The organism is Streptomyces sp. NPDC096339 (assembly GCF_044762985.1).
Classification (GTDB): domain Bacteria; phylum Actinomycetota; class Actinomycetes; order Streptomycetales; family Streptomycetaceae; genus Streptomyces.
In genome coordinates, this window is sequence record NZ_JBIWFI010000019.1 from 51267 (window position 1) to 72454 (window position 21188).

23 protein-coding genes, 1 tRNA gene and 1 riboswitch are annotated in these 21188 nt (G+C 71.7%); of the genes, 13 read left to right on the plus strand and 11 right to left on the minus strand.

Annotation, left to right across the window (positions count from 1 at the left end; genetic code table 11):
* Positions 1–185 precede the first annotated feature (185 nt).
* The gene (locus ACIQ5Y_RS23290; RefSeq protein WP_403883558.1) at positions 186–782 is read left to right on the plus strand and encodes a TetR/AcrR family transcriptional regulator; all 597 of its coding nucleotides are present in this window, start codon (positions 186–188) and stop codon (positions 780–782) included.
* A 47-nt stretch (positions 783–829) separates the two neighbouring features.
* Positions 830–903 (plus strand) — tRNA-Met (locus ACIQ5Y_RS23295).
* A 113-nt stretch (positions 904–1016) separates the two neighbouring features.
* Here ACIQ5Y_RS23295 and ACIQ5Y_RS23300 read toward each other — a convergent pair.
* The 3 genes from ACIQ5Y_RS23300 to hisN form a co-directional block, all read right to left on the minus strand.
* Positions 1017–1433 carry a Fur family transcriptional regulator gene (locus tag ACIQ5Y_RS23300; RefSeq protein ID WP_403883561.1) on the minus strand — a complete coding sequence of 139 codons (417 nt, stop codon included), beginning with the start codon at positions 1431–1433 and terminating at the stop codon, positions 1017–1019.
* Positions 1434–1659: 226 nt separating this feature from the next.
* Complete coding sequence (locus ACIQ5Y_RS23305) at positions 1660–2052, minus strand: cyclic nucleotide-binding/CBS domain-containing protein (protein ID WP_403883564.1); 393 nt, start codon at positions 2050–2052, stop codon at positions 1660–1662.
* 132 nt (positions 2053–2184) lie between these two features.
* Positions 2185–2988 (minus strand): histidinol-phosphatase, encoded by an 804-nt coding sequence (gene hisN, locus ACIQ5Y_RS23310; protein ID WP_403883567.1) that lies wholly within the window; start codon positions 2986–2988, stop codon positions 2185–2187.
* 124 nt (positions 2989–3112) lie between these two features.
* On the opposite strand from hisN, the gene ACIQ5Y_RS23315 reads away from it, so the two are divergent.
* Positions 3113–3652 (plus strand): TetR/AcrR family transcriptional regulator, encoded by a 540-nt coding sequence (locus tag ACIQ5Y_RS23315; protein ID WP_403883570.1) that lies wholly within the window; start codon positions 3113–3115, stop codon positions 3650–3652.
* Here ACIQ5Y_RS23315 and ACIQ5Y_RS23320 read toward each other — a convergent pair.
* The 4 genes from ACIQ5Y_RS23320 to ACIQ5Y_RS23335 form a co-directional block, all read right to left on the minus strand.
* Complete coding sequence (locus ACIQ5Y_RS23320; RefSeq protein WP_366678933.1) at positions 3618–3941, minus strand: multidrug efflux SMR transporter; 324 nt, start codon at positions 3939–3941, stop codon at positions 3618–3620. The genes ACIQ5Y_RS23315 and ACIQ5Y_RS23320 overlap by 35 nt on opposite strands.
* 114 nt (positions 3942–4055) lie before the next feature.
* Positions 4056–5066 (minus strand): ribosome small subunit-dependent GTPase A, encoded by a 1011-nt coding sequence (gene rsgA / locus ACIQ5Y_RS23325; protein ID WP_403883573.1) that lies wholly within the window; start codon positions 5064–5066, stop codon positions 4056–4058.
* Between the two features lie 9 nt (positions 5067–5075).
* Positions 5076–6437, minus strand: coding sequence for a 3-phosphoshikimate 1-carboxyvinyltransferase (aroA, locus tag ACIQ5Y_RS23330; RefSeq protein ID WP_403883576.1), 1362 nt, complete (start codon positions 6435–6437; stop codon positions 5076–5078).
* Positions 6438–6501: 64 nt separating this feature from the next.
* Positions 6502–7215, minus strand: a complete 714-nt coding sequence (locus ACIQ5Y_RS23335) for a M50 family metallopeptidase (RefSeq protein WP_403883578.1) — start codon at positions 7213–7215, stop codon at positions 6502–6504.
* A gap of 53 nt (positions 7216–7268) precedes the next feature.
* Here ACIQ5Y_RS23335 and ACIQ5Y_RS23340 point away from each other — a divergent pair, with 53 nt between their 5' ends.
* The 8 genes from ACIQ5Y_RS23340 to def all read left to right on the plus strand — a co-directional run bounded on the left by ACIQ5Y_RS23340 (position 7269) and on the right by def (position 14898).
* Positions 7269–8087, plus strand: coding sequence for an SOS response-associated peptidase (locus ACIQ5Y_RS23340; protein WP_403883581.1), 819 nt, complete (start codon positions 7269–7271; stop codon positions 8085–8087).
* Between the two features lie 31 nt (positions 8088–8118).
* Positions 8119–8757, plus strand: a complete 639-nt coding sequence (locus tag ACIQ5Y_RS23345; protein ID WP_403883584.1) for an alpha/beta family hydrolase — start codon at positions 8119–8121, stop codon at positions 8755–8757.
* A gap of 267 nt (positions 8758–9024) precedes the next feature.
* Positions 9025–9669, plus strand: coding sequence for a sigma-70 family RNA polymerase sigma factor (locus tag ACIQ5Y_RS23350; protein ID WP_030385954.1), 645 nt, complete (start codon positions 9025–9027; stop codon positions 9667–9669).
* Positions 9666–9971, plus strand: a complete 306-nt coding sequence (rsrA, locus tag ACIQ5Y_RS23355) for a mycothiol system anti-sigma-R factor (RefSeq protein WP_376659124.1) — start codon at positions 9666–9668, stop codon at positions 9969–9971. Before ACIQ5Y_RS23350 ends, rsrA begins: the two co-directional genes overlap by 4 nt.
* 192 nt (positions 9972–10163) lie before the next feature.
* The gene (locus tag ACIQ5Y_RS23360; protein ID WP_403883588.1) at positions 10164–11783 is read left to right on the plus strand and encodes an HD-GYP domain-containing protein; all 1620 of its coding nucleotides are present in this window, start codon (positions 10164–10166) and stop codon (positions 11781–11783) included.
* Positions 11780–13063 (plus strand): HD-GYP domain-containing protein, encoded by a 1284-nt coding sequence (locus tag ACIQ5Y_RS23365; protein WP_403883591.1) that lies wholly within the window; start codon positions 11780–11782, stop codon positions 13061–13063. The genes ACIQ5Y_RS23360 and ACIQ5Y_RS23365 overlap by 4 nt, the downstream gene beginning before the upstream one ends.
* Before the next feature lie 131 nt (positions 13064–13194).
* Complete coding sequence (locus ACIQ5Y_RS23370) at positions 13195–14202, plus strand: tetratricopeptide repeat protein (RefSeq protein WP_403883594.1); 1008 nt, start codon at positions 13195–13197, stop codon at positions 14200–14202.
* A 57-nt stretch (positions 14203–14259) separates the two neighbouring features.
* Positions 14260–14898 carry a peptide deformylase gene (gene def, locus ACIQ5Y_RS23375; RefSeq protein WP_403883597.1) on the plus strand — a complete coding sequence of 213 codons (639 nt, stop codon included), beginning with the start codon at positions 14260–14262 and terminating at the stop codon, positions 14896–14898.
* A 222-nt stretch (positions 14899–15120) separates the two neighbouring features.
* On the opposite strand, the gene ACIQ5Y_RS23380 is transcribed toward def, so the two are convergent.
* A complete protein-coding gene (locus tag ACIQ5Y_RS23380; protein WP_403883600.1) occupies positions 15121–16092 on the minus strand; it encodes a helix-turn-helix domain-containing protein in 972 nt (323 codons plus the stop codon).
* A gap of 81 nt (positions 16093–16173) precedes the next feature.
* Between ACIQ5Y_RS23380 and ACIQ5Y_RS23385 the strand changes: the two genes are divergently transcribed.
* A complete protein-coding gene (locus ACIQ5Y_RS23385; protein ID WP_403883602.1) occupies positions 16174–16377 on the plus strand; it encodes a hypothetical protein in 204 nt (67 codons plus the stop codon).
* Here the strand turns inward: ACIQ5Y_RS23385 and ACIQ5Y_RS23390 are convergent.
* The 3 genes from ACIQ5Y_RS23390 to ACIQ5Y_RS23400 all read right to left on the minus strand — a co-directional run bounded on the left by ACIQ5Y_RS23390 (position 16332) and on the right by ACIQ5Y_RS23400 (position 20522).
* Positions 16332–17351 (minus strand): ribonucleotide-diphosphate reductase subunit beta, encoded by a 1020-nt coding sequence (locus ACIQ5Y_RS23390; protein ID WP_384584508.1) that lies wholly within the window; start codon positions 17349–17351, stop codon positions 16332–16334. The genes ACIQ5Y_RS23385 and ACIQ5Y_RS23390 overlap by 46 nt on opposite strands.
* Positions 17351–19732, minus strand: coding sequence for a ribonucleoside-diphosphate reductase subunit alpha (locus tag ACIQ5Y_RS23395; RefSeq protein WP_403883606.1), 2382 nt, complete (start codon positions 19730–19732; stop codon positions 17351–17353). The genes ACIQ5Y_RS23390 and ACIQ5Y_RS23395 overlap by 1 nt, the downstream gene beginning before the upstream one ends.
* 163 nt (positions 19733–19895) lie before the next feature.
* Positions 19896–19951, minus strand: a riboswitch (cobalamin riboswitch).
* Between the two features lie 76 nt (positions 19952–20027).
* Positions 20028–20522 (minus strand): GNAT family N-acetyltransferase, encoded by a 495-nt coding sequence (locus ACIQ5Y_RS23400; RefSeq protein WP_403883609.1) that lies wholly within the window; start codon positions 20520–20522, stop codon positions 20028–20030.
* Positions 20523–20600: 78 nt separating this feature from the next.
* Here ACIQ5Y_RS23400 and ACIQ5Y_RS23405 point away from each other — a divergent pair, with 78 nt between their 5' ends.
* Positions 20601–21185: a Uma2 family endonuclease gene (locus ACIQ5Y_RS23405; RefSeq protein ID WP_403883612.1), complete on the plus strand. Its 585-nt coding sequence runs from the start codon at positions 20601–20603 to the stop codon at positions 21183–21185.
* The last annotated feature ends 3 nt before the right edge of the window (positions 21186–21188 follow it).

A 21188-nucleotide genomic window follows, 5' to 3' on the forward strand; every position in this document is an offset into this window, starting at 1 on the left:
AGTCGCCGGCGCGGCTGGTGCAGTCCCCTTGGCGGGGCCGGACGGGCGAGGGCGCGGCGCGGCTGCCGGGGGCGCTGCCCCCGGACCCCCGCGCCTCAAACGCCGGCGAGGCTGGATTCGCCCCCGGCGCCGCCGGGCTTCCCCCGGCAGGGCCGGATTTGCCCCCTGCGGGGCCGGGGATCGCGGTGGGAGTGCGCAAGGAGCGGGCTGCCGGGACGGAGGCGGCACTCAAGGAGGCCGCGCGGGTGCTCTTCCTGGAGCGCGGCTACGCGCAGACGAAGATCACCGACATCACCAAGGCGGCCGGCCGCTCCACCGGATCGTTCTACGAGCACTTCGCCGGCAAGGACGAGCTGCTGAGCGCCCTCTTCGCGGACATGGGGGCCCAGGTGGATGCGGCGCTCGGCGCCGGGGGTCACCCGCGCGAGCACGACCTGGCCGACCGGGGGCAGTTGCGGGTGCATGCAGCGGCCATGTGGGGCGTCTTCCGGGACCGTCTGCCGGTCGTGGCGGCCCTCTTCCAGAAGTCGATGACCGAGCCGCCCGGATCGGGGCAGGTCTGGGGGCAGCTCCTCGTGGACACCGGTCCGCTGCGCGACCACCTCGCCTACATGCGCGAACAGGGCCGTGACCTGCCCGGAGAGCCCGAGGTGGTCGCCGCGGCGATGGGGGTGATGGTCTCGATGCCGGCGTACGCCGCGATGACCGGCGGGGCGGGGCTCGACGACGGCGAGGTTGTGGAGACGCTGACCGCCCTGCTCCACCGCGGACTGGCCGGTTAACCGATTTGCATCTGCCCGGGGCTCTCACGTAACGTTGGGTTCACCGACGCGGGGTGGAGCAGCTCGGTAGCTCGCTGGGCTCATAACCCAGAGGTCGCAGGTTCAAATCCTGTCCCCGCTACTGAAGACTCAGGGCCCGGATCCAATGGATCCGGGCCCTGAGTCGTTTCCGTATGCCAAGCGGAGAAGGGAAAGGGCCCGGACCCCCACGGGGTCCGGGCCTTTCTCCGTGTTTCAGGCGCCCGCGCAGTTCGGGCAGATCCCGCGGTACGTCACCTCGACCGTCGACACGACGAAGCCGAAGCGCTCGGCGTCGGGCAGGTCGGCCAGCGGGTTGCCCGCCGGGTGGACGTCGCGGATCGCTCCGCACTGGGCGCAGACCAGGTGCTGGTGCGGCCGGTGGGCGTTCGGGTCGTACCGCTTGGCGCGGCGGTCCGTGGCGACTTCCAGGACCTCGCCGAGGGTGACCAGCTCGCCCAGCGTGTTGTAGACGGTGGCCCGGGAGATCTCGGGCAGTTTGGCCACGGCGCGCGCGTGTACTTCGTCCGCCGTCAGGTGCACGTGGTCACCGTCGAGCACCTCGGCCACGACACGCCGCTGCGCCGTCATGCGCCAGCCGCGTCCGCGGAGTCGTTCCAGCAGGTCACTCATGGACGTCAGCCTAACAGTGAGGTGACCCGGTGTAACTCCTGAAGTGTTGCGATCTTGGACTCTTCCTTGACTTGGATAAAGTCCATTGTAGGATCGAGTACGAAATACGCCGCCTCGGCGAGCGGGTCGGAGTCGCGGTCCAGGCCCTCCGCGGCCGACCGGACCGCTTGCCGTGGTGAGACGCAGGGCCGGAACCCTCCTGGGGTCCCGGCCCTGCGCCGTCGTGTCAGGCGGGAACCGTACGCCGCGCCGGCGTCCAGCACCTGATGACGTCGCGGACGGACACGATGCCCACCGGGCCGCCGTGTTCCAACACGATCAGATGCCGGAAGCCGCCGTGGGCCATCGCCTCGGCGGCTTCCTGCAAGGTGGCGTCGGGGGTGCAGAACACCACGTTGTTGGTGGTGTGCGCGCTCACGGTCTCCCGGTCGGGGTCGTGGCCCGCGCCGATCGAGTTGAGGATGTCGCGCTCGGTGAGGATGCCGATTCCGCTGTGGTCGGGGTCGAGGACTACGGCCGCGCCGATGCGTCGGCCGGACATCAGGCAGGCCGCCTGACGGAGGGTGTGGGCGGGTCCGAGGGTGAGGATCACGGTGCTCATGGCGTCACGGACGAGCATGAAGAGAGCCACCTCCTGGTGAGTCCCTCCGCCTGGGTGGGTGCGCCGGAACCCTAGAGAAAGGGTTCACAAGCGCACAAGCGGAGGATTCTCACATTCCCACGACAACGCAGGGTCATCAAGGGGGCACGCTCAGGCGCGCGGGCGCAGCAGGTCCAGCATCTCCTCGTGGAGAAGCCCGTTCGATGCCGCGGCGTTCCCGCCGTGCACCCCGTCCACGCCGTCCAGGCCGGTGAAGCGGCCGCCGGCCTCCTCGACCACCACCGCGAGGGCGGCCATGTCCCACAGGTTCAGCTCCGGCTCGGCGCACAGGTCGAGCGAACCCTCCGCGACCATCATGTACGGCCAGAAGTCGCCGTAGGCGCGCGTACGCCAGCAGGCCCGGGTCAGGTCCAGGAAGCCGGGAAGCCGCCCCTGCTCCTCCCAGCCGCTCAGCGAGGAGTACGCGAACGAGGCGTCGCCCAGCCCCGCCACCTTGGACACGCCGATCCGGGTGGTCTCCCCGAGCGCGCCGCCCGCGAAGGCGCCGCCGCCCTTCGAGGCCCACCAGCGGCGCCCCAGCGCCGGTGCGGACACCACGCCGACGACCGGGCGGAACACTCCGTCGGCGCCCTCCTCCATCAGGGAGATCAGGGTCGCCCAGACGGGTACCCCGCGCACGTAGTTCTTCGTACCGTCGATCGGGTCCACGACCCAGCGGCGCGGGCCGCTGCCCTTGAGGCCGTACTCCTCGCCCAGGATCGCGTCGGCGGGCCGTGCGGCCTCGATGCCGGCCCGGACGACCTCCTCGGCGGCCTTGTCCGCCTCGCTCACCGGAGTCATGTCCGGCTTCGTCTCGACCGCCAGGTCGAGGGCGCGGAACCGCTCCATCGTGGTGGCGTCCGCCGCGTCGGCGAGCTCAAGGGCAAGGCGCAGGTCATCGTCATACTCGGGCATGCCCGAACAGTATCGAGACCGCCGCGGCACGGCGAACGAGGTCCACAGTGCGGCCGGCGGGCGCCCTTGACAGGATCTGTCGGCCCGTCAACTCTGGCTGTGGAGCCAAACGGGGGAGGCGACGATGCCGGCGGCCCGGGAGTCCCTGTTGGAGGCGGCGGGAGCGGCCCTCGCCGCGCGCCCGTGGCCGGCAGTCAAGATGGTCGACGTCGCCGCCGCGGCCGGAGTGTCCCGGCAGAGCCTCTACAACGAGTTCGGCGGCAAGGGGGGCCTGGGCAGGGCCCTGGTCCGGCTGGAGGCCGACCGGTACCTCGACGGGGTGGACCGGGCCCTCGCCGCCCCGGGGAGGACGGGCGAGCGGCTCGCCGCCGTCGCGGAGTGGACCTTACGGGCGGCCCGTGCGTATCCCCTCGTACGGGCCCTGCTGACCGGGTTCTGGGACCCGGACCTGCCCGCGCCGGGCCGTGCGCCCGGGCCCGGTGAGCTGACCCGGGCGGTGCGCGACCGGGCCGCGGCGGCGCTCATGCCCGCGGAGGACGTACGGCGGTGCGAGCTCGCCGTGCGCCTCGCCCTCTCCTACGTGGTGGCCCCGGGGGAGGAGCCGGGGGCGGCCGAACTGCTCGCCCTGCTCAGTGCGCGGAGCCGGAGAGCTGCAGCCCGATGACCCCGAGGATGACCAGGGTGATCGAGACCAGCTTGAGGGTGGAGACCAGGTCGCCGAGGAAGACCATGCCGTAGATGGCGGTGCCGGCCGCGCCGATCCCCGTCCACACCGCGTACGCCGGGCCCACGTCCAGCTTCTTCAGTGCGAGGGTCAGCAGGCCGAAGCTGCCGAGCGCGAAACAGGCGAAGGCGATCGTGGGCCACAGCCGGGTGAACCCGTGGGACAGCTTGAGGCAGACCGCGAAACCGGTCTCCAGTAGTCCGGCGACCACGACCAGCAGCCACGCCATGGCGAATGCCTCCCCGCGTCACGTGACGACCTGTCACTTGGTGCGATTATGCATTTATCCCGACACGTGGTTCGAGAAACACGGCAAACCCCGCCGCCCCGCCGCCCCGGAGGATCAGTCGCCCTCGCGGCGCTCCCGCGTCTCCAGCAGCCGCCGCAGCGAATACAGCCGCGCCGGATCCGCGTGGCCGTCCTCCACCCACTTGTCGAGCGCGCAGTCCTGCTCGTCGTGGCTGCACGCGCGCGGGCACTCCTCGGTACCCGCAACCAGGTCCGGGAAGGCCAGGATCACCCGGGACGGGTCCACGTGGTGCAGGCCGAAGGAACGCACGCCGGGGGTGTCGATGACCCAGCCGTCGCCCGAGGGCAGGGGGAGCGCGAGCGCGGAGGTGGTGGTGTGCCGGCCGCGGCCGGTCACCGCGTTGACGTGCCCGGTGGCGCGCTGGCGGCCCTCGGCGACCAGCGAGTTGACCAGGGTGGTCTTGCCGACGCCCGAGTGCCCGACGAAAGCGGTGATCCGGCCGGTCAGCCGCTCGCGGACCCGCTCGGCGGCGTCGCCCGTCGCGAGCTCCTCGCGGTTGGTGACGACGTAGTTCAGACCGAGCGTCGAGTAGATCTCCAGGATCTTGTCCGCGGAGGTCAGATCGGACTTGGTGAGCACCAGCAGCGGCTCCAGCCCGGCGTCGTACGCCGCGACCAGGCAGCGGTCGATCATCCGGGGCCGCGGCTCCGGATCGGCCAGGGCCGTGACGATGGCCAGCTGGTCCGCGTTGGCGACGACCACCCGCTCGTACGGGTCGTCGTCGTCGGCGGTGCGCCGCAGGACGGACTTGCGCTCCTGGATCCGCACGATCCGCGCGAGGGTGTCCTTCTTGCCGGACAGATCACCGACGAGTGACACCCGGTCGCCCACCACCGCCGCCTTGCGGCCCAGCTCACGGGCCTTCATGGCGGTGACCGTGCGGTCCTCGACCAGGCAGGTCAGCCGGCCGCGGTCCACGGTGAGGACGAAGCCCTCGGAGGCGTCCTCGTGCTTGGGCCGGATGTTCGTCCTGGCCCGGTTGCCCTTGGGGTTCGGGCGCTGGCGGATGTCGTCCTCGTCGGTGTGCTTGCCGTACCTGCGCATGACGGGGCCCTACGCTCCCGCTCCCGTCGTGCCTCGCGGAGCTTGACCGAGCATGTCGGCCCACATCTTCGGGAAGTCCGGCAGGGTCTTCGCGGTCGTCGCCACGTTCTCGATCTGCACGCCCTCCACGGCCAGACCGATCACCGCGCCGGCGGTGGCCATCCGGTGGTCGTCGTACGTGTGGAAGACGCCGCCGCGCAGCTTGCGCGGGCGGATGTGCAGACCGTCCTCGGTCTCGGTGACGTCGCCGCCGAGCGCGTTGATCTCCTTGGTCAGCGCGGCCAGCCGGTCCGTCTCGTGCAGGCGCAGGTGCGCGACCCCGCGCAGCACCGACTCCGAGTCGGCCAGCGCGGCGACCGCCGCGATGCCCGGGGTGAGTTCGCCGACCTCGCTCAGGTCCACGTCGATGCCGTGGATCTTGCCGCTGCCGGTGAAGACCAGGCCCTCCTCGGTCAGCTCGCAGGAGCCGCCCATCTCCGTGAAGATGCGGCGCAGCTCGTCGCCGGGCTGCGTGGTGCGGCGCGGCCAGTCCGGGATGGTGACCGTGCCGCCGGTGATCAGGGCCGCGGCCATGAACGGCTGGGCGTTGGAAAGGTCCGGCTCGACGACCATGTCGCGGCCCAGCAGCGCGCCGGGGGCGACCCGCCACACGTCCTTCTCGCCACCGGCCTCGGGGGTGTCGACCTGGGCGCCCGCCGCGCGCAGCATCTCCACCGTCATGCGGATGTGCGGCATCGACGGCAGGTTGCCGCCCACGTGCCGGACCTCGACGCCCTGGTTGAAGCGCGGGGCGGAGAGCAGCAGCGCCGAGACGAACTGCGAAGAGTTGGAGGCGTCGATCTCGACCGTGCCGCCCTCCAGGGCCCCGCCGCCCTGGACGGTCATGGGCAGCGCGCCCCGGCCGTCGTCGTCGATGCGGGCGCCGAGCGTGCGCAGGGCGGTGATGACCTGGCCGAGCGGACGCTCGTAGGAGCGCGGGTCGCCGTCGAAGCGGATGTCCCCGTCGGCGAGGGTCGCCACGGGCGGCAGGAAGCGCATGACCGTGCCCGCGTTGCCGACGTCCACGGTCGTCGGGCCGTGCAGGGCCGCCGGGATGATCCGCCAGGCCTCGCCGCTGTCACCGTTGCCCGCGGAGCTGGAGGACACCGTCTCCTCGATGCCCACGCCCATGGCGCGCAACGCGTCCGACATCAGCTGGGAGTCGCGCGAGCGCAGCGGGCGGCGCACCCAGCCCGGCTCGGCGGCCAGCGCTGCCAGGACCAGGGCACGGTTGGTGACCGATTTGGACCCCGGCACCGTGACGGTGGCGTGGACGGCCCCTTCCGCGAGCGGAGCGGGCCAGAGGGCGGGAAGCGCGGGGGTCTCGGTCATGGCCCCCACTTTAGTGGCTCCGCGGGCCCCCGGATCTTGATCACGGCACCATGGCCGGACCGTCTCAGAGGTCGAGAAGCCAGCGCCCGCCACCGGTGAGCGAACACAGCGCGACGACGTGGAAGAAGAGCAGCCACACCACCGGGTGCAGATGCGTCAGCCGCCCCAGCTGGTCCGCGTCCGAATCGGGCGCGCCACCATGCCGGCGCTTGGCCCCCAGCTCGAACACCGGCCGGACCCCGCCCAGCAGCAGGAACCACACCACCCCGTACGCGAAGACCGCCTGCACCTCGGCCGGGGCCAGCCAGGACACCAGCACGAACGTGGCGCCCGTCAGCACCACCGTCAGCACCCCGTAGGCGTTGCGGATCTTCACCAGCATCACCGCCAGCAGGGCGGTCGCCACCCACAGCAGCAGCGTGATCCGGTGCGCGGACAGCAGCAGCGCCCCGCCGAGCCCGAGCAGCGAAGGCGCCGTGTACCCGGCCGCGGCGGTCAGGACCATGCCGACGCCGGTCGGCTTGCCGTAGCTGAGGGTGACCCCGCTGGTGTCCGAGTGCAGGCGTATCCCGTCGAGGCGGCGCCCGGTCAGCTTGGCCAGCAGCCCGTGGCCGCCCTCGTGGGCGATGGTCACGGCGTTGCGCAGCACCCGCCACACCGGGCCGTAGCCCACGGCGGCCAGTGCGACCACGCCGGTCGCGATGACCAGCCACTGCTCGGGCGCCGTCTGTATACCCGTGAGCCGGTCCCACAGGCCGGCCATCGTGCTGCTGTCCATGAAGTGGCGGACTCCTCGTGGTCTTGTTCGAGAGACATGGCAGTGTGGCAGCCATGTGCGGAAGGTATGCAGCCGGGCGTGCGCCCGAGGAACTGGTGGAGGCGTTCGGCATCGAGCGGTGGGAGCCGGCGGAGACCCTGGCCCCCGACTGGAACGTGGCGCCGACGAAAGAGGTCCACGTCATCCTCGACCGTCCTTTGAAGGACGCTCCCGGGCGCGGTCCGGTTCGCCAGCTGCGCGTCCTGAAATGGGGCCTGGTCCCCTCCTGGGCCCAGAACCCCGACGGCGCCGCCCGGATGATCAACGCCCGCTCCGAGACCCTCGCGGAGAAGCCCTCCTTCCGCCGCCCCTTCGCCCAGCGCCGCTGCATCGTCCCCGCCGACGGGTACTACGAGTGGGTCACCGCGCACGACGAGCGGCAGCTGGAGGTCGAGGGGAAGAAGAAGCGGGCCCGCAAGCAGCCCTACTTCGTCCTCCCCGCCGACGGCTCCGTCTTCGCCATGGCCGGGATATACGAGTTCTGGCGCGACCGGACCCTGCCCGACCAGCACCCCCTCGCCTGGTGGGCGACCTGCTCGGTGATCACCACCGAGGCCGAGACCACGCCGCTGGGCGTGGCGCCCGCCGAAGGGCCGCGCTCGCTCTCCGAGATCCACCCGCGGATGCCGCTCATGCTCACCCCGGACCGCTGGGACGCCTGGCTGGACCCGGCGAACACCGACACCGAGGGCTCGCTGCAGGAGCTCCTCGCGCCCCCGCCGGGCGGGCTGATGAGGGCCTATCCGGTCTCCACCGCCGCGAGCAACGTGCGCAACAACGGGCCTGAGCTGCTGGCGGAACTGGCCGCGCCGGAGGAGGGCACGCTCTTCTGACCCGGGCCGGCGTGCGGGCAGGATGGGAGCCATGAGCACCCGTACCGAGAGCGTGGACACCCCCGCGGGCGAGGCCCGCGTCACCTGGCACACCGCCCCGGAGCCCGAGCTCGTACTCGCCGTGAGCCACGGCGCGGGCGGCGGCATCGAGGCCCGTGACCTCCAGGCGCTGGCCGCAGCCCTGCCCGCCCTGGGCGTCACCGTCGCCCTCGTGGAGCAGCCCTGGCGGGTCGCCGGCAAGAAGGTCGCCGCCGCGCCCAAGGTGCTCGACGAGGGCTGGCGCGGGCTGTGGCCCGTCCTCGCGGGGCCGGGGCTGCCGGTGGTCGCGGGCGGCCGCAGCGCCGGGGCCCGGGTGGCCTGCCGGACCGCCGCCGAACTGGGCGCGGCCGGGGTGCTCGCGCTGGCCTTCCCGCTGCACCCGCCGGGCCGGCCCGAGAAGTCCCGCGCCGAGGAGCTGCTCGGTGCCGGGCGGCCCACCCTGGTGGTCCAGGGCGGCCGGGACCCCTTCGGGCGGCCGGAGGAATTCCCGGCGGGAGAGCACGCGCTGGTGGAGATCCCCGGCGCCGACCACGGCTTCGCCGTACCGAAGAAGGCCGATGTCTCCCAGGAAGAGGCCATCGGGATGATCACCGCGGCGGTCGCGGAATGGCTCCGGACGCTCCGCGTCTGAGATCCGACGAAAACCCGTCCCGTACCCGGGAATGCGCCGCCCCGCCCTTCTGTTGTGCCGGATGTCGGTAGGTACGGGAAATCGTCGGAGGAGAGGGAGCGCATGACCCAGGTCATCAGCCAGAGCCGGACGCATGCCGTTGACCTGGACTGGACGGTTCTGCCGGGGCCCAAGCGCAGTGAGCTTCGGGCGGCGGAGGGCCGGGAAGGTCGACTATTCTCCGATTCGAGCGGATCCGCTTTCGGAGCCGCCACGCTGTCGGAGGAGGTGGGTCCTGTCGCTGGGACCGACGAAGGCCACGCGGAGGAGACGACCCTGGAGCGCAACGCGCGCTTCGAACGGGACGCCCTCGGCTACCTCGACCAGATGTACTCGGCCGCGCTGCGCATGACGCGCAATCCGGCCGACGCCGAGGACCTGGTCCAGGAGACGTACGCGAAGGCATACGCGTCCTTCCACCAGTTCCGCGAGGGCACCAACCTGAAGGCGTGGCTGTACCGCATTCTGACCAACACGTTCATCAACTCCTACCGCAAGAAGCAGCGCGAGCCCCAGCGCAGCGCCGCGGAGGAGATCGAGGACTGGCAGCTGGCGCGCGCCGAGTCGCACATGTCGACCGGCCTGCGGTCCGCCGAATCGCAGGCACTCGACCACCTGCCCGATTCGGATGTGAAGGAAGCGCTCCAGGCCATTCCGGAGGAGTTCCGCATCGCGGTCTATCTTGCCGACGTAGAGGGCTTTGCGTACAAGGAGATCGCCGACATCATGGGTACACCCATCGGTACGGTCATGTCGCGACTGCACCGTGGCCGCCGTCAACTCCGCGGAATGCTGGAGGACTATGCCCGTGAGCGCGGGCTGGTACCCGCCGGCGCGGGAGAGTCGAACGACCGGAAAGGCTCGGGCTCATGAGTTGCGGAGAGCCGCACGAGACGGACTGCTCTGAGGTGCTTGACCACCTTTATGAGTTCCTCGACCACGAGATGCCCGACAGTGACTGCACGAAGTTCGAGACACACTTCGGCGAGTGCAATCCCTGTCTGGAGAAGTACGGCCTGGAGCAGGCCGTGAAGAAGCTGGTCAAGCGCTGCTGCGGGTCGGACGACGTGCCGACCGACCTGCGGTCCAAGGTCATGGGCCGGATCGAGCTGATCAGATCGGGGCAGGCAGTGCCCGAACACGACGTCACGGCAGAGAATCCGGTCACGGGCTGACCGGACGGCCCGACGTTTGAACACCGGCTCCCGGAAGGGCACTTCGTTCACCCGAAGGTGTTAATCCGGGGGCGCCCGCTCGGCGCAATCCGAAAATGTGGCCCACTTCGCGCGGGGCCCCACTTATTCTCCCCCATCGGTACTGGTTTGATTTGATACCAGGCTTGCGCGGCACAGGGGGAGGAGAGCGCCATGCGGGTACTTCCGCCGACGGCGCGCGTTTACATCCTGTGCGCCGTCCTCGGGGCCGTCGCGTGCATCGTCCCCGCGTTCGCGCCCGGCAACGGCACCGCCGCTACGCCCTGGCCGGCCGTTGCCACGCTCGGCGTGCTCTACCTCGGCTGCGAACTCGTCAAGCTCTGCCCCCGGCTCGGCAGCCGCGTCCCCGAAGGCATCGGCGCCTTCTTCCCGGTGCTGCTGGCCGCCGTCTTCCTGCTCCCGCCCGCCGCCGCCGCACTCGTGGCACTGCCCGGCGGGCTCGCGGGCACCGTGGTCCAGCGGCCCGCCTGGGTGCGGCGCGTGTGGCACGGGGCGCAGCACTCGATGGCCGCCTGGACCGCCGGGCAGGCGTACGGGCTGCTGCGCGGCCCCGCCGCCCTGGGCGGGCCGACGCGGACGGACCCGGTGGCCGCGGGCTCCGGCCCGCCCGCCTGGGTGGCCGACTTCCCGTACGTGCTGCTCCCCGCGGCGGTCGCGGCCGCCGTCTTCTGCCTGGTGCTCACCGCCCTCGACGGGGCCATCCTGGCCGCCGCGGAAGGCCGGCGGGCCGCCACGGCCTGGCGCGGACTGCTCACCCGGTCCCTCGCCCCGCACTGCGTCCACGGACTCGCCGGACTGATGATGGCCGTCATGTGGCGCAGCCCCTACGGGCTTCCGGCCGCGCTGCTCGTGCTGCTGCCGATGTACATCTCCTGCTGGGTCTTCGCCCAGTACCACCGCGAGCGCGCCGCCCACCGGGCCACCATCCGCGCCCTCGTCCAGGCCGTCGACATCAAGGACCGCTACACCCGCGGCCACAGCGAGCGGGTCGGCCAGGCCTCGGCGATGATCGCCCGCGAGCTGGGCATGGCCGAGGACCGCCTCGAAGTCGTCCGCATCGCCGGGATCCTGCACGACGTCGGCAAACTCGGCGTCCCCACCAGGCTGCTGCGCAAGGACGGGCCGCTCACCCCGGAGGAGCGTCGGATCATCGAACTGCATCCCGAGTACGGACACGAGATGGTGCGCGGCATCGGCTTCCTCGGCGAGGCCAGGGCGGCGATCCTGCACCACCACGAACGGGTCGACGGCTCCGGCTACCCGTACGGGCTGACCGGCGAGCAGATCCCGGTCCTGGCCCGGGTGGTGGCGGTGGCCGACGCCTTCGACGCGATGACCTCCACCCGCTCCTACAGCCGGGCCCGGCCGGTGGCGACCGCCCTCGCAGAGCTGGAGCGGTGCGCGGGGGCCCAGTTCGACGCGGCGATGGTCCACGCCCTCGCCGAAGCCATCGATCGCCACGGCTGGCACCCGGTGGTCACCTCCGACGAGGACCTCCAGGTGATCCCCGCCGTTGCCGCCGCCGCAGGGGCGAACCAGGACCCCGGTGGCGCGGCCCCCGTGCCGGGGGCCCTGACCGCCCTCCCGGCGCAGGGAGCCGCTCCACCGTCCAGCGGGACCGGTGGACCGCAGGCCCGGGGCACTGCCCCGGCGGGCCCGGCCGCGGGCCGGGCCGGAGCCGCGGTGCGGGCTTCCCTGCACGGAGGTGGCGCTGCCACCCACGGCGACCAGGGGGCGCGTCCGGACGGTGTCCGGGCCGAGGGGGCGCAGTGAGGGTGGGAGCCGTGTGGGCCGTGCGGGGGGCCGCCGCGGTGCTCACCGCCGTCGCGCTCGGGCACACCCTGTGGAACGGGCTCCACGAGCCGGGCACAGCCCTCGCCTTCGGCGTCCTCATCACCGTCGGAGAGCTCGCCCGGAGGGACCAGTGGGCCGCCGGGCAGGGCGAGGGAGCGGGCCGCCTGCCCGCGCCGCTCGCCTCCGCCGGGGCCCTCGCGTACGCCCTGCTCGGCCAGAACGCCGGCCGGCCCACCCACCACGGCGTGCTCCAGATCGTCGCCGTGGTCGTGGCGGCCGCTCTGGCCGGGATCGTCCCGCACGTCGCCCGCGGCCGCGGCCCCGCCCTCGACCACCTCTCCCGGCGGGTCCTCACCGTCGCCTTCGCGGCCGTCTGTTTCCAGCCGCTCTACAACTCGGGCCGACTGGGCGAGTGGGGCGGCCACGGCCCGTACCTCGTCCTCTTCCTGCTCTGCCTCCTCGGCCTCACCGCCCTGTGCGACGCCGTGCTCGCAGCGGCGCTCGCCGGTGCCCGGACCGGCTGGCCGTACGGCCCCCTGCTGCGCGACGAGCTGAGGGCCCAGCTGGGCATCGGCGCGGCGATCTGCGCCACCGGCGTCGTCATGGCGCTCGGCGTGGCCGTCGCGGGCCTGTGGGCCATCCCCGTCTTCAGCGTGCCCCTGCTGCTCACCCAGCTGTCCTTCCACCGGATCGCCGCGATCCGCACCACCTACCGCCAGACCATCACCTCCCTGGCCCGCGCCACCGAGATCGCCGGCTACACCCGGCCCGGCCACTCCCGCCGCGTCGCCGCCCTGAGCTGCGCCGTCGGCCGGGAGCTGGGCCTGTCGGAGCGGGAGCTCACGGTGCTGGAGTACGCCGCGCTCATGCACGACATCGGGCAGCTCTCCCTCGTCGACCCGGTCCCCGCCGGGGCCACCGCCGAGCTGCCCGCCGCCGAGGCCCGCCGCATCGCCGAGCTGGGCGGGGAGGTGGCCCGCCAGACCGGGGTGCCCGCCGAGGTCGCCGTGGTGGTGGAGAGGCAGGCCGACCCGTACCGGGAGCAGCCCATCGCAGCGCGGATCGTGCGCGCGGTGAACGCGTACGAGGACCTCACCGGCGCCCCCGGCGGGAGCCGTCACCCGGGCGGCTCACTGGCCGCCCTGGAACACTTGCGGCTGGGCACCGGGCGGGACTACCAGCCGGAGGTCGTGGAGTGCCTGGCGAGGGTTCTGGCCAGGGGTGGACGTGACAGAGTTGTTCCTGTACCACCGGGGTAACCCATGGGTAATGAGCGGCCGTCCGAGTGGGCATGGTTGGATGCCAGTAAGAGTGACCGTGAGAGTGTCGGCGAGGCTGCACCAGAGTCCCCCAGCCACCGCTGGGAGGTGCCCCCAGGCAGGCGGGAATCGTGAGGATCTTCGGGAAGGTACGGCATAGGCCCTCCGCCTCGTGGCGGCAGGCCACCGACCGCGCGTTCACGCTGATCGGCGACGGTCGGTACGAGGACGCGGGTGCGCTCCTGACCAGGGCCGCGGACCTGGAACCCTGGCTGTCCGAGTCCTGGTTCAACCTGGCCCTGCTGCACAAGTTCCGGCACGACTGGGAGCAGGCCCGGGCCGCCGGACTGCGCGCCGTGGCCCTGCTGGACCGTGAGACGGGCGCCCCGGACTGGTGGAACGTCGGCATCGCCGCCACCGCGCTCCAGGACTGGCCGCTGGCCCGGCGGGCCTGGCAGGCGTACGGGCTGAAGGTGCCCGGCGACGCCCACGCCAGCGCGGGCAACGGCAAGCACGGCGGCGAGCCGGTCGGCATGGAGCTCGGCAGCGCCGCGGTCCGCCTCTCGCCCGAGGGCGAGGCCGAGGTGGTCTGGGGCCGCAGGCTGGACCCGGCCCGGCTGGAGGTCCTCTCCATCCCGCTGCCCTCCTCGGGGCGGCGCTGGGGCGAGGTCGTGCTGCACGACGGGGTCCCGCACGGCGAGCGGATCACCGCGGCCGGCCCTTCCTACCCCGTCTTCGACGAGATCGAGCTGTGGGCGCCGTCGCCCGTGCCCACCTGGGTGGTGCTCCTGGAAGCGGCGAGCGAGACCGACCGGGACGCCCTGGAGCAGCTCGCCGCGGACGCCGGCTTCGCCGCCGAGGACTGGTCCTCGTCGGTCCGGCTGCTGTGCCGGACCTGCTCGGAGAGCGAGATGCCGAGCGACGAGGGCGACGGCGAGCACCTGGATCCGCACGACCACAGCGAGCCGGGGCACCCCGGTCCGCTGGGGCACCGCACGGCCGGTTCCGGCTCGCTGTGGGTGCCCGAGCGCGAATGCGGCATCGCTGCACCGCCCGGTCTGGTGCGCGGTCTGCTCGACGGCTGGGTCGCGGACAGTCCGGACACCCGCGAGTGGCGGGATCTCGAAGAAGTCTGCTGAGCAGGGGCCGTAGGCTGTACGGGCACATCGGTGACTTACGGAAGGCGTACGGCGGACATGGCGCAGCAGGAGAACGAGGTTGTTGGCGAGCTCGTGAACGACGGGTACGTCGTGGACACCGAGGACTGTGCGGAGCGCGAGCTGGCCCACCGCGAGCGCGGCACGGCCCGCCCCGTCACGGTGGTCGGCAACCCGGTCCTGCACCGCGAGTGCAAGGACGTCACCGAGTTCGGCGAAGAGCTGGCGCAGCTGATCGACGACATGTTCGCCAGCCAGAAGGCCGCCGAGGGCGTGGGTCTGGCCGCGAACCAGATCGGCGTGGACGCCAAGGTCTTCGTCTACGACTGCCCCGACGACGACGGCGTGCGCCACACCGGTGTCGTGGTCAACCCCAAGCTGGTGGAGCTGCCGGCGGGCAACCGGGTCCTGGACGACTCCAACGAGGGCTGCCTGTCGGTCCCGACCGCCTACGCCTCGCTGGCCCGCCCGGACTACGCCGAGGTCACCGGTCAGGACGCCCAGGGCAACCCGATCAAGGTGCGCGGCACCGGCTACTTCGCGCGCTGCCTCCAGCACGAGACCGACCACCTGTACGGCTACCTGTACATCGACCGGCTCTCGAAGCGGGACCGCAAGGACGCCCTGCGGCAGATGGCTGAGGGCACCCCGCGCTACGAGACCGTTCCGAACGACTGACGCCTCGCCGGGCCCCAGCCGGTGTCGCCGGCCGGGGCTTCGGTGATCGTGCGGGCGACGCGGGACATGGTGGCCCCCCTGGGCTGTGTGAGTGGTGGGGTCCGGATCGCCGCGCGGGGCGGCCGGGCCGGTGGCAATCACCGTACGCCGCCGCCCGGCTACGCACGGGGTCTGCTTTGAGCCAACTCGGGCCGCCCGCGGGTCCGTCGGGAGGGAGCCCGGTCAGGCGACGGCCCGGGGGCCGCGGAAGGCGCGCCTGAAGGAGTTCGGCGTGGTGCCGAGCGTTCGCAGGAAGTGGTGGCGCAGGGCGGCCGCGTTGCCGAAGCCGCAGCGGCCGGCGATCGCGTCGACGGTCTCGTCGGTGGTCTCCAGCAGCTCCTGGGCGAGCAGCACCCGCTGGCGCAGCACCCACTGGTAGGGGGTGGTGCCCGTCTCCTGGAGGAAGCGGCGGGCGAAGGTGCGCGGTGACATGTGCGCGCGCTCCGCCAGCTGCTCGACGGTGATCTCCTCCTCCAGGTGGCGGGCCATCCACGCGATCACCTCACCCACCGTGTCGCAGGCCGTGCGCGGCAGCGGCCGCTGGATGAACTGGGCCTGGCCTCCGTCCCGGTGGGGCGGTACGACCATCCGCCGGGCGATGGTGTTGGCCACCTCGGCGCCCTGCTCCTGCCGTACGACGTGCAGGCACGCGTCGATCCCGGAGGCGGTGCCGGCCGCGGTGATGACCTGGCCCTCGTCCACGTACAGCACGTCGGGATCGACCAGCGCGCGCGGGAAGCGTCGCATCAGCGCGGGCGCGTGCATCCAGTGCGTGGTGCAGCGCCGCCCGTCGAGCAACCCGGCCGCACCCAGCATGAAGGCGCCGCTGCACACGCTCAGGAGCCGCGCGCCCCGCGCCACGGCCCGGTCGAGGGCGCCCAGCAGCGCCTCGGGGTAGTCGCGGGTGGGGGCCTCCCGGTCGGCGGGCAGGCAGATCAGGTCCGCCTCCTCCAGCCGCTCGGGCCCGTGGGGGAGCGTGAGGGCGAAATGGCCGTCGCCGACGGGCAGCGGATTGTCCTCGACCGCGCAGACGGCGAAGTCGTACACCGGCAGGCCCATCGCACTGCGGTCGATCCCGAAGACCTCGCAGAAGATGCCCAGTTCGAAGGGGGCGACCCCGTTGACCACGGCCACGGCGACATTGTTCAGAGGCATGGCTCCAGTGTGGCAGTAATTCGCTCTTTCATGACAGTCCTGCCACTGTCCGGTTTTCGCCGCACTCGCGAGAGTGGAGCCATGACCACGATCTTGAACTATCTCGTCGTCCTCGCCGTCGCCGCACTCCTCGCCGGCCCCGCCCTGTACGGAACGGCCCGGGAACGCAGGATCGACCGGCAGCTGCACGAAGCAGCCGCCGGCCGATCGGAGGCGAAGGAGGGGGAGGCCCCGAGGGCTCAGAAGTCCTCGTCCAGGTCGACGGTCCCCTCGACCGCGACCTGATAGGCCGACGGGCGGCGCTCGAAGAAGTTCGTCAGCTCCTGGACGCCCTGCAGCTCCATGAAGGAGAACGGGTTCTGCGAGCCGTACACCGGCGGGAAGCCGAGGCGGACCAGGCGCTGGTCGGCGACGCACTCCAGGTACTCGCGCATCGACTCGGTGTTCATGCCCGGCAGCCCGTCGCCGCACAGGTCGCGGCCGAACTGGAGCTCCGCCTCGACGGCCTCCTTCAGCATGTCGGTGACCTGCTGCTGGAGTTCCTCGTCGAAGAGCTCCGGCTCCTCCTTGCGGACGGTGTCGATGACCGCGAAGGCGAAGTCCATGTGGCAGCTCTCGTCCCGGAACACCCAGTTGGTGCCGGTGGCCAGGCCGTGCAGCAGACCCCGCGAGCGGAACCAGTACACGTACGCGAAGGCACCGTAGAAGAACAGGCCCTCGATGCACGCGGCGAAGCAGATCAGGTTCAGCAGGAAGCGACGGCGGTCGGCCTGGGTCTCCAGGCGGTCGATCTTCTCGACCGAGTCCATCCACTTGAAGCAGAACTGCGCCTTCTCGCGGATGGAGGGGATCTCCTCGACCGCGTCGAACGCCGCAGCGCGGTCGTCCGGGTCGGGCAGGTAGGTGTCGAGCAGCGTCAGGTAGAACTGGACGTGCACGGCCTCCTCGAACAGCTGGCGCGACAGGTACAGGCGCGCCTCCGGGGAGTTGATGTGCTTGTAGAGCGTGAGGACCAGGTTGTTCGAGACGATCGAGTCGCCCGTCGCGAAGAACGCCACCAGACGGCCGATCATGTGCTGCTCGGCCGGGGTCAGCTTCGCGAGGTCGGCGACGTCCGAGTGGAGGTCGACCTCCTCGACGGTCCAGGTGTTCTTGATGGCGTCCCGGTAGCGCTCGTAGAAGTCGGGGTAGCGCATCGGGCGGAGCGTGAGCTCGAAGCCCGGGTCCAGGAGGTTCTTGTCGGACTGGGTGGTGCTCATTACTGGCAGGCCTCGCAGGACTCGGGGTTCTCAAGGGAGCAGGCCAGCGCGTCGGCGTCGACGGCCTGCGGGAGGGCCACCGGGGCGGCGGTGGCGGCCTGCGCGGCGCGGGCGATCTTCGTCGCCGGGCGCGAGCGCAGGTAGTACGTGGTCTTCAGGCCCTGCTTCCAGGCGTACGCGTACATCGAGCTGAGCTTGCCGATGGTGGGCGTCTCCAGGAACAGGTTCAGCGACTGGGACTGGTCGAGGAACGGCGTACGGGCCGCCGCCATGTCGATCAGGCCGCGCTGCGGGATCTCCCAGGCCGTGCGGTACAGCTCACGGACCTCGGCCGGGATCCAGCCGAAGCCCTGGACGGAGCCGGAGGAGTCGCGCAGCGCCTCGCGGGTCTGGGCGTCCCACACGCCGAGCTGCTTCAGCTCCTCCACCAGGTAGCCGTTGACCTGGAGGAACTCGCCCGACAGGGTCTCGCGCTTGAAGAGGTTGGAGACCTGCGGCTCGATGCACTCGTACACGCCGGCGATCGAGGCGATCGTCGCCGTCGGGGCGATCGCGAGGAGGAGCGAGTTGCGCATGCCGGTCTGCGCGACGCGGGCGCGCAGCGCCTCCCACCGCTCCGGCCAGTTCAGCTCGACCTCGTAGTGGTCCGGGTGCAGGACACCGCGCGCGGTGCGGGTCTGCTCCCAGGCCGGCAGCGGGCCGCTGCGCTCGGCGAGGTCGCACGAGGCCTCGTACGCGGCGAGCATGATGCGCTCGGAGAGCTTCGTGGACAGGGCCTTCGCCTCGGCGGAGTCGAAGGGCAGCTTCAGCTTGAAGAAGACGTCCTGGAGGCCCATGGCGCCCAGGCCGACCGGACGCCAGCGGGCGTTGGAGCGGCCCGCCTGCTCGGTCGGGTAGAAGTTGATGTCCACCACGCGGTCGAGGAAGGTGACGGCGGTGCGGACGGTCTCGTCGATCCGCTCCCAGTCGATCCCGCCGTCCACGACGAAGGCGCCGAGGTTGACCGAGCCGAGGTTGCAGACGGCGGTCTCGCCGTCGTTGGTGACCTCGATGATCTCGGTGCAGAGGTTGGAGGAGTGGACGACCGTGCCCGGCTCGGCGGTCTGGTTCGCCGTGCGGTTGGAGGCGTCCTTGAAGGTCATCCAGCCCTGGCCGGTCTGCGCGAGGGTGCGCATCATCCGGCCGTACAGGTCGCGGGCGGGCATGGTCTTGCGGGCCAGGCCCGACTCCTCGGCCTTGCGGTAGGCGGCGTCGAACGCGTCACCCCACAGGTCGACCAGCTCGGGGACGTCGGCCGGGGAGAACAGCGACCAGTCGGCGTCGGCGTTCACACGGCGCATGAACTCGTCCGGCACCCAGTGGGCGAGGTTCAGGTTGTGCGTACGGCGCTGGTCCTCGCCGGTGTTGTCGCGGAGCTCCAGGAACTCCTCGATGTCCGCGTGCCAGGTCTCCAGGTAGACGGCGGCGGCGCCCTTGCGGCGGCCGCCCTGGTTCACGGCGGCGACGGAGGCGTCCAGCGTCTTCAGGAACGGCACGATGCCGTTGGAGTGGCCGTTGGTGCCGCGGATCAGCGAACCGCGGGCGCGGATGCGGGAGTACGACAGGCCGATGCCGCCGGCGTGCTTGGAGAGGCGGGCGACCTGGTGGTAGCGGTCGTAGATCGAGTCGAGCTCGTCCAGCGGGGAGTCCAGCAGGTAGCAGGAGGACATCTGCGGGTGGCGGGTGCCGGAGTTGAAGAGCGTCGGGGAGGACGGCAGGTAGTCCAGGCGGCTCATCAGCCGGTAGAGGGAGGCGACCTCCTCGACTGCCTGGACGCTCTCGTCCGCGGCGAGACCACAGGCGACGCGGAGCATGAAGTACTGCGGGGTCTCGATCACCTGGCGGGTGATGGGGTGGCGCAGCAGGTAGCGGCTGTGCAGGGTGCGCAGGCCGAAGAAGCCGAAGCGGTCGTCCGCGCCCTCGGCGAGTGAGTGCTCGACCAGCGCGTCGAGGCGGGCCGCGTGGGCGCGTACGAACTCGGCCGTGCGGTCGGCGATGAGGCCCTCGCGGTGGCCGACCTCGACGGAAACGGAGAAGGAGGTGGAGCCCTGGCCGACGGCCTCGTCGCGGACGGCCAGCGTCAGCAGCCGGGCGGCGAGCTTGGAGTACGCCGGGTCCTCGGAGATCAGGCCGGCGGCGGCCTCGGTGGCCAGGCCCCGCAGCTCGGCCTCGTCGGCGGCGGCGCTGCGGCCGCGCAGCGCGGCGGCGGCCACCCGGCCGGGGTCGGTGTCGGGGAGGTCCGCCGTCAGTTCGGTGAGGGTACGCAGCAGCGCGGCCCCCGGGCCCTCGGTGTTGTCGCCAGAAACGGACTCGGCGCGCGGTGCGGAAGGCGCGATGGTCACGGCGGGAGCTCTCCCTCGCTCGGCCCGGTCGACGGCGGGCGGACGCGGGGGAGCACATGCGGGCGTGGCAGGTACGCGTAACACCGCAAGGCGTCCACCGGCCCAACCTCGAGGCCCGGACGTATCGGCACCCGGTTCGGTCGACCCGGATGCACCGTCGGCAGGTCCTCGGACTTTTCATACCGTTGCGGGACAGTTCCGGATTCACACCGGATTCCCCTGCGGCGACAGCGAGGATGAGCATACATGTGGGGGCCGCGTCCCGCGCGACCCCCTAGATGTTGTGTCGCTGCGGTTACAGCTCCAGACGGTAGGTGAGCAGGGTCAGCCCCGGAACGGGCGCCCAGTCCCGCTCCGGCGTACGGGTGAAACCGAGCCTCTCGTAGATCCGCTGGGCGCCGGTCATGCTGCGCTGGGTCGAGAGCACGAGCGTGCTGACCCCCTCGATCGCCCGGGCCCGGTCGATGCACGCGCGCACCAGAGCCTCGCCCGTGCCGCGTCCGCGCGCCTCGCGGGAGACGGCCAGCATCCGGAACTCGGCCTCGTCGGGCCCGGCGATGTCGGCGAGCGGGCTCCCGGGCGGGGCGAAGGTCACGCCGCCGAGCAGCAGGCCCTCGTCGACGGCCACGAGCACTTCCCCGTCGGCTGCCCGGGCCGCGACGTCGCGCAGCACGCCCACGTAGAACGCCTCGCCGGAGCTGAGCAGGCCGTCGCCCACGTAGGCCTGCGCGGTGATCTCGCCGAGCTCTTCGTATTCGGCGGGTTGGGCCGCCCTGATCAGGATGTCCATGCGGTCGAGTGTGCAGGACGGGTGTCGGTGCCCGGCGCTATCGTCGGAGACAGCACCGTCTAGGAAGGCGAGCGAGGCATGACCGTGATGACCGACCGGCCCCACATGACGACCGAAGACTTCGAGGCCGTGGCACGGATAGCTGCCAGAGAGGTCGAAGGTCTGCGGCTGGAATTCATCGACGGGGTCATCAGGAGCAAGGCAGTGCCGGACGGCGATCACGACCGAATCGTTCTGTGGCTCGCGCGCATCTGCATGCAGCACAGGCCCGAGTTGTGGCTACACGTGGAGCGCGGACTGGCCATCGGTGACTACCGTTCGGGTCGTGCCCGCCCCGATGGTTCCTTTGCGCCTGACGACGCGTTCGTCGGCCAGGGTGAGTGGGCCGATCCAGCCCCGGTCCTGATGGTGGTCGAGGTTACCTCGTACGACACTGACACGGACCGGCGTGACCGCGTGGAGAAGCCCCTCGCGTATGCACAGACCGGTATCCCCGTATATCTGCTCATCGATCGGGAGGCGGGTGACGTGATCGTGTTCAGTGAGCCGGACGGCCGCCGATATGTGAGCACCCGTACCGTGGCGTTCGGTAAGGACATCGAGCTCCCCGACCCCGTCGGCATCACCCTCCAGACCGAGGCCCTGAAAAACTGGGTGCGCTGATCG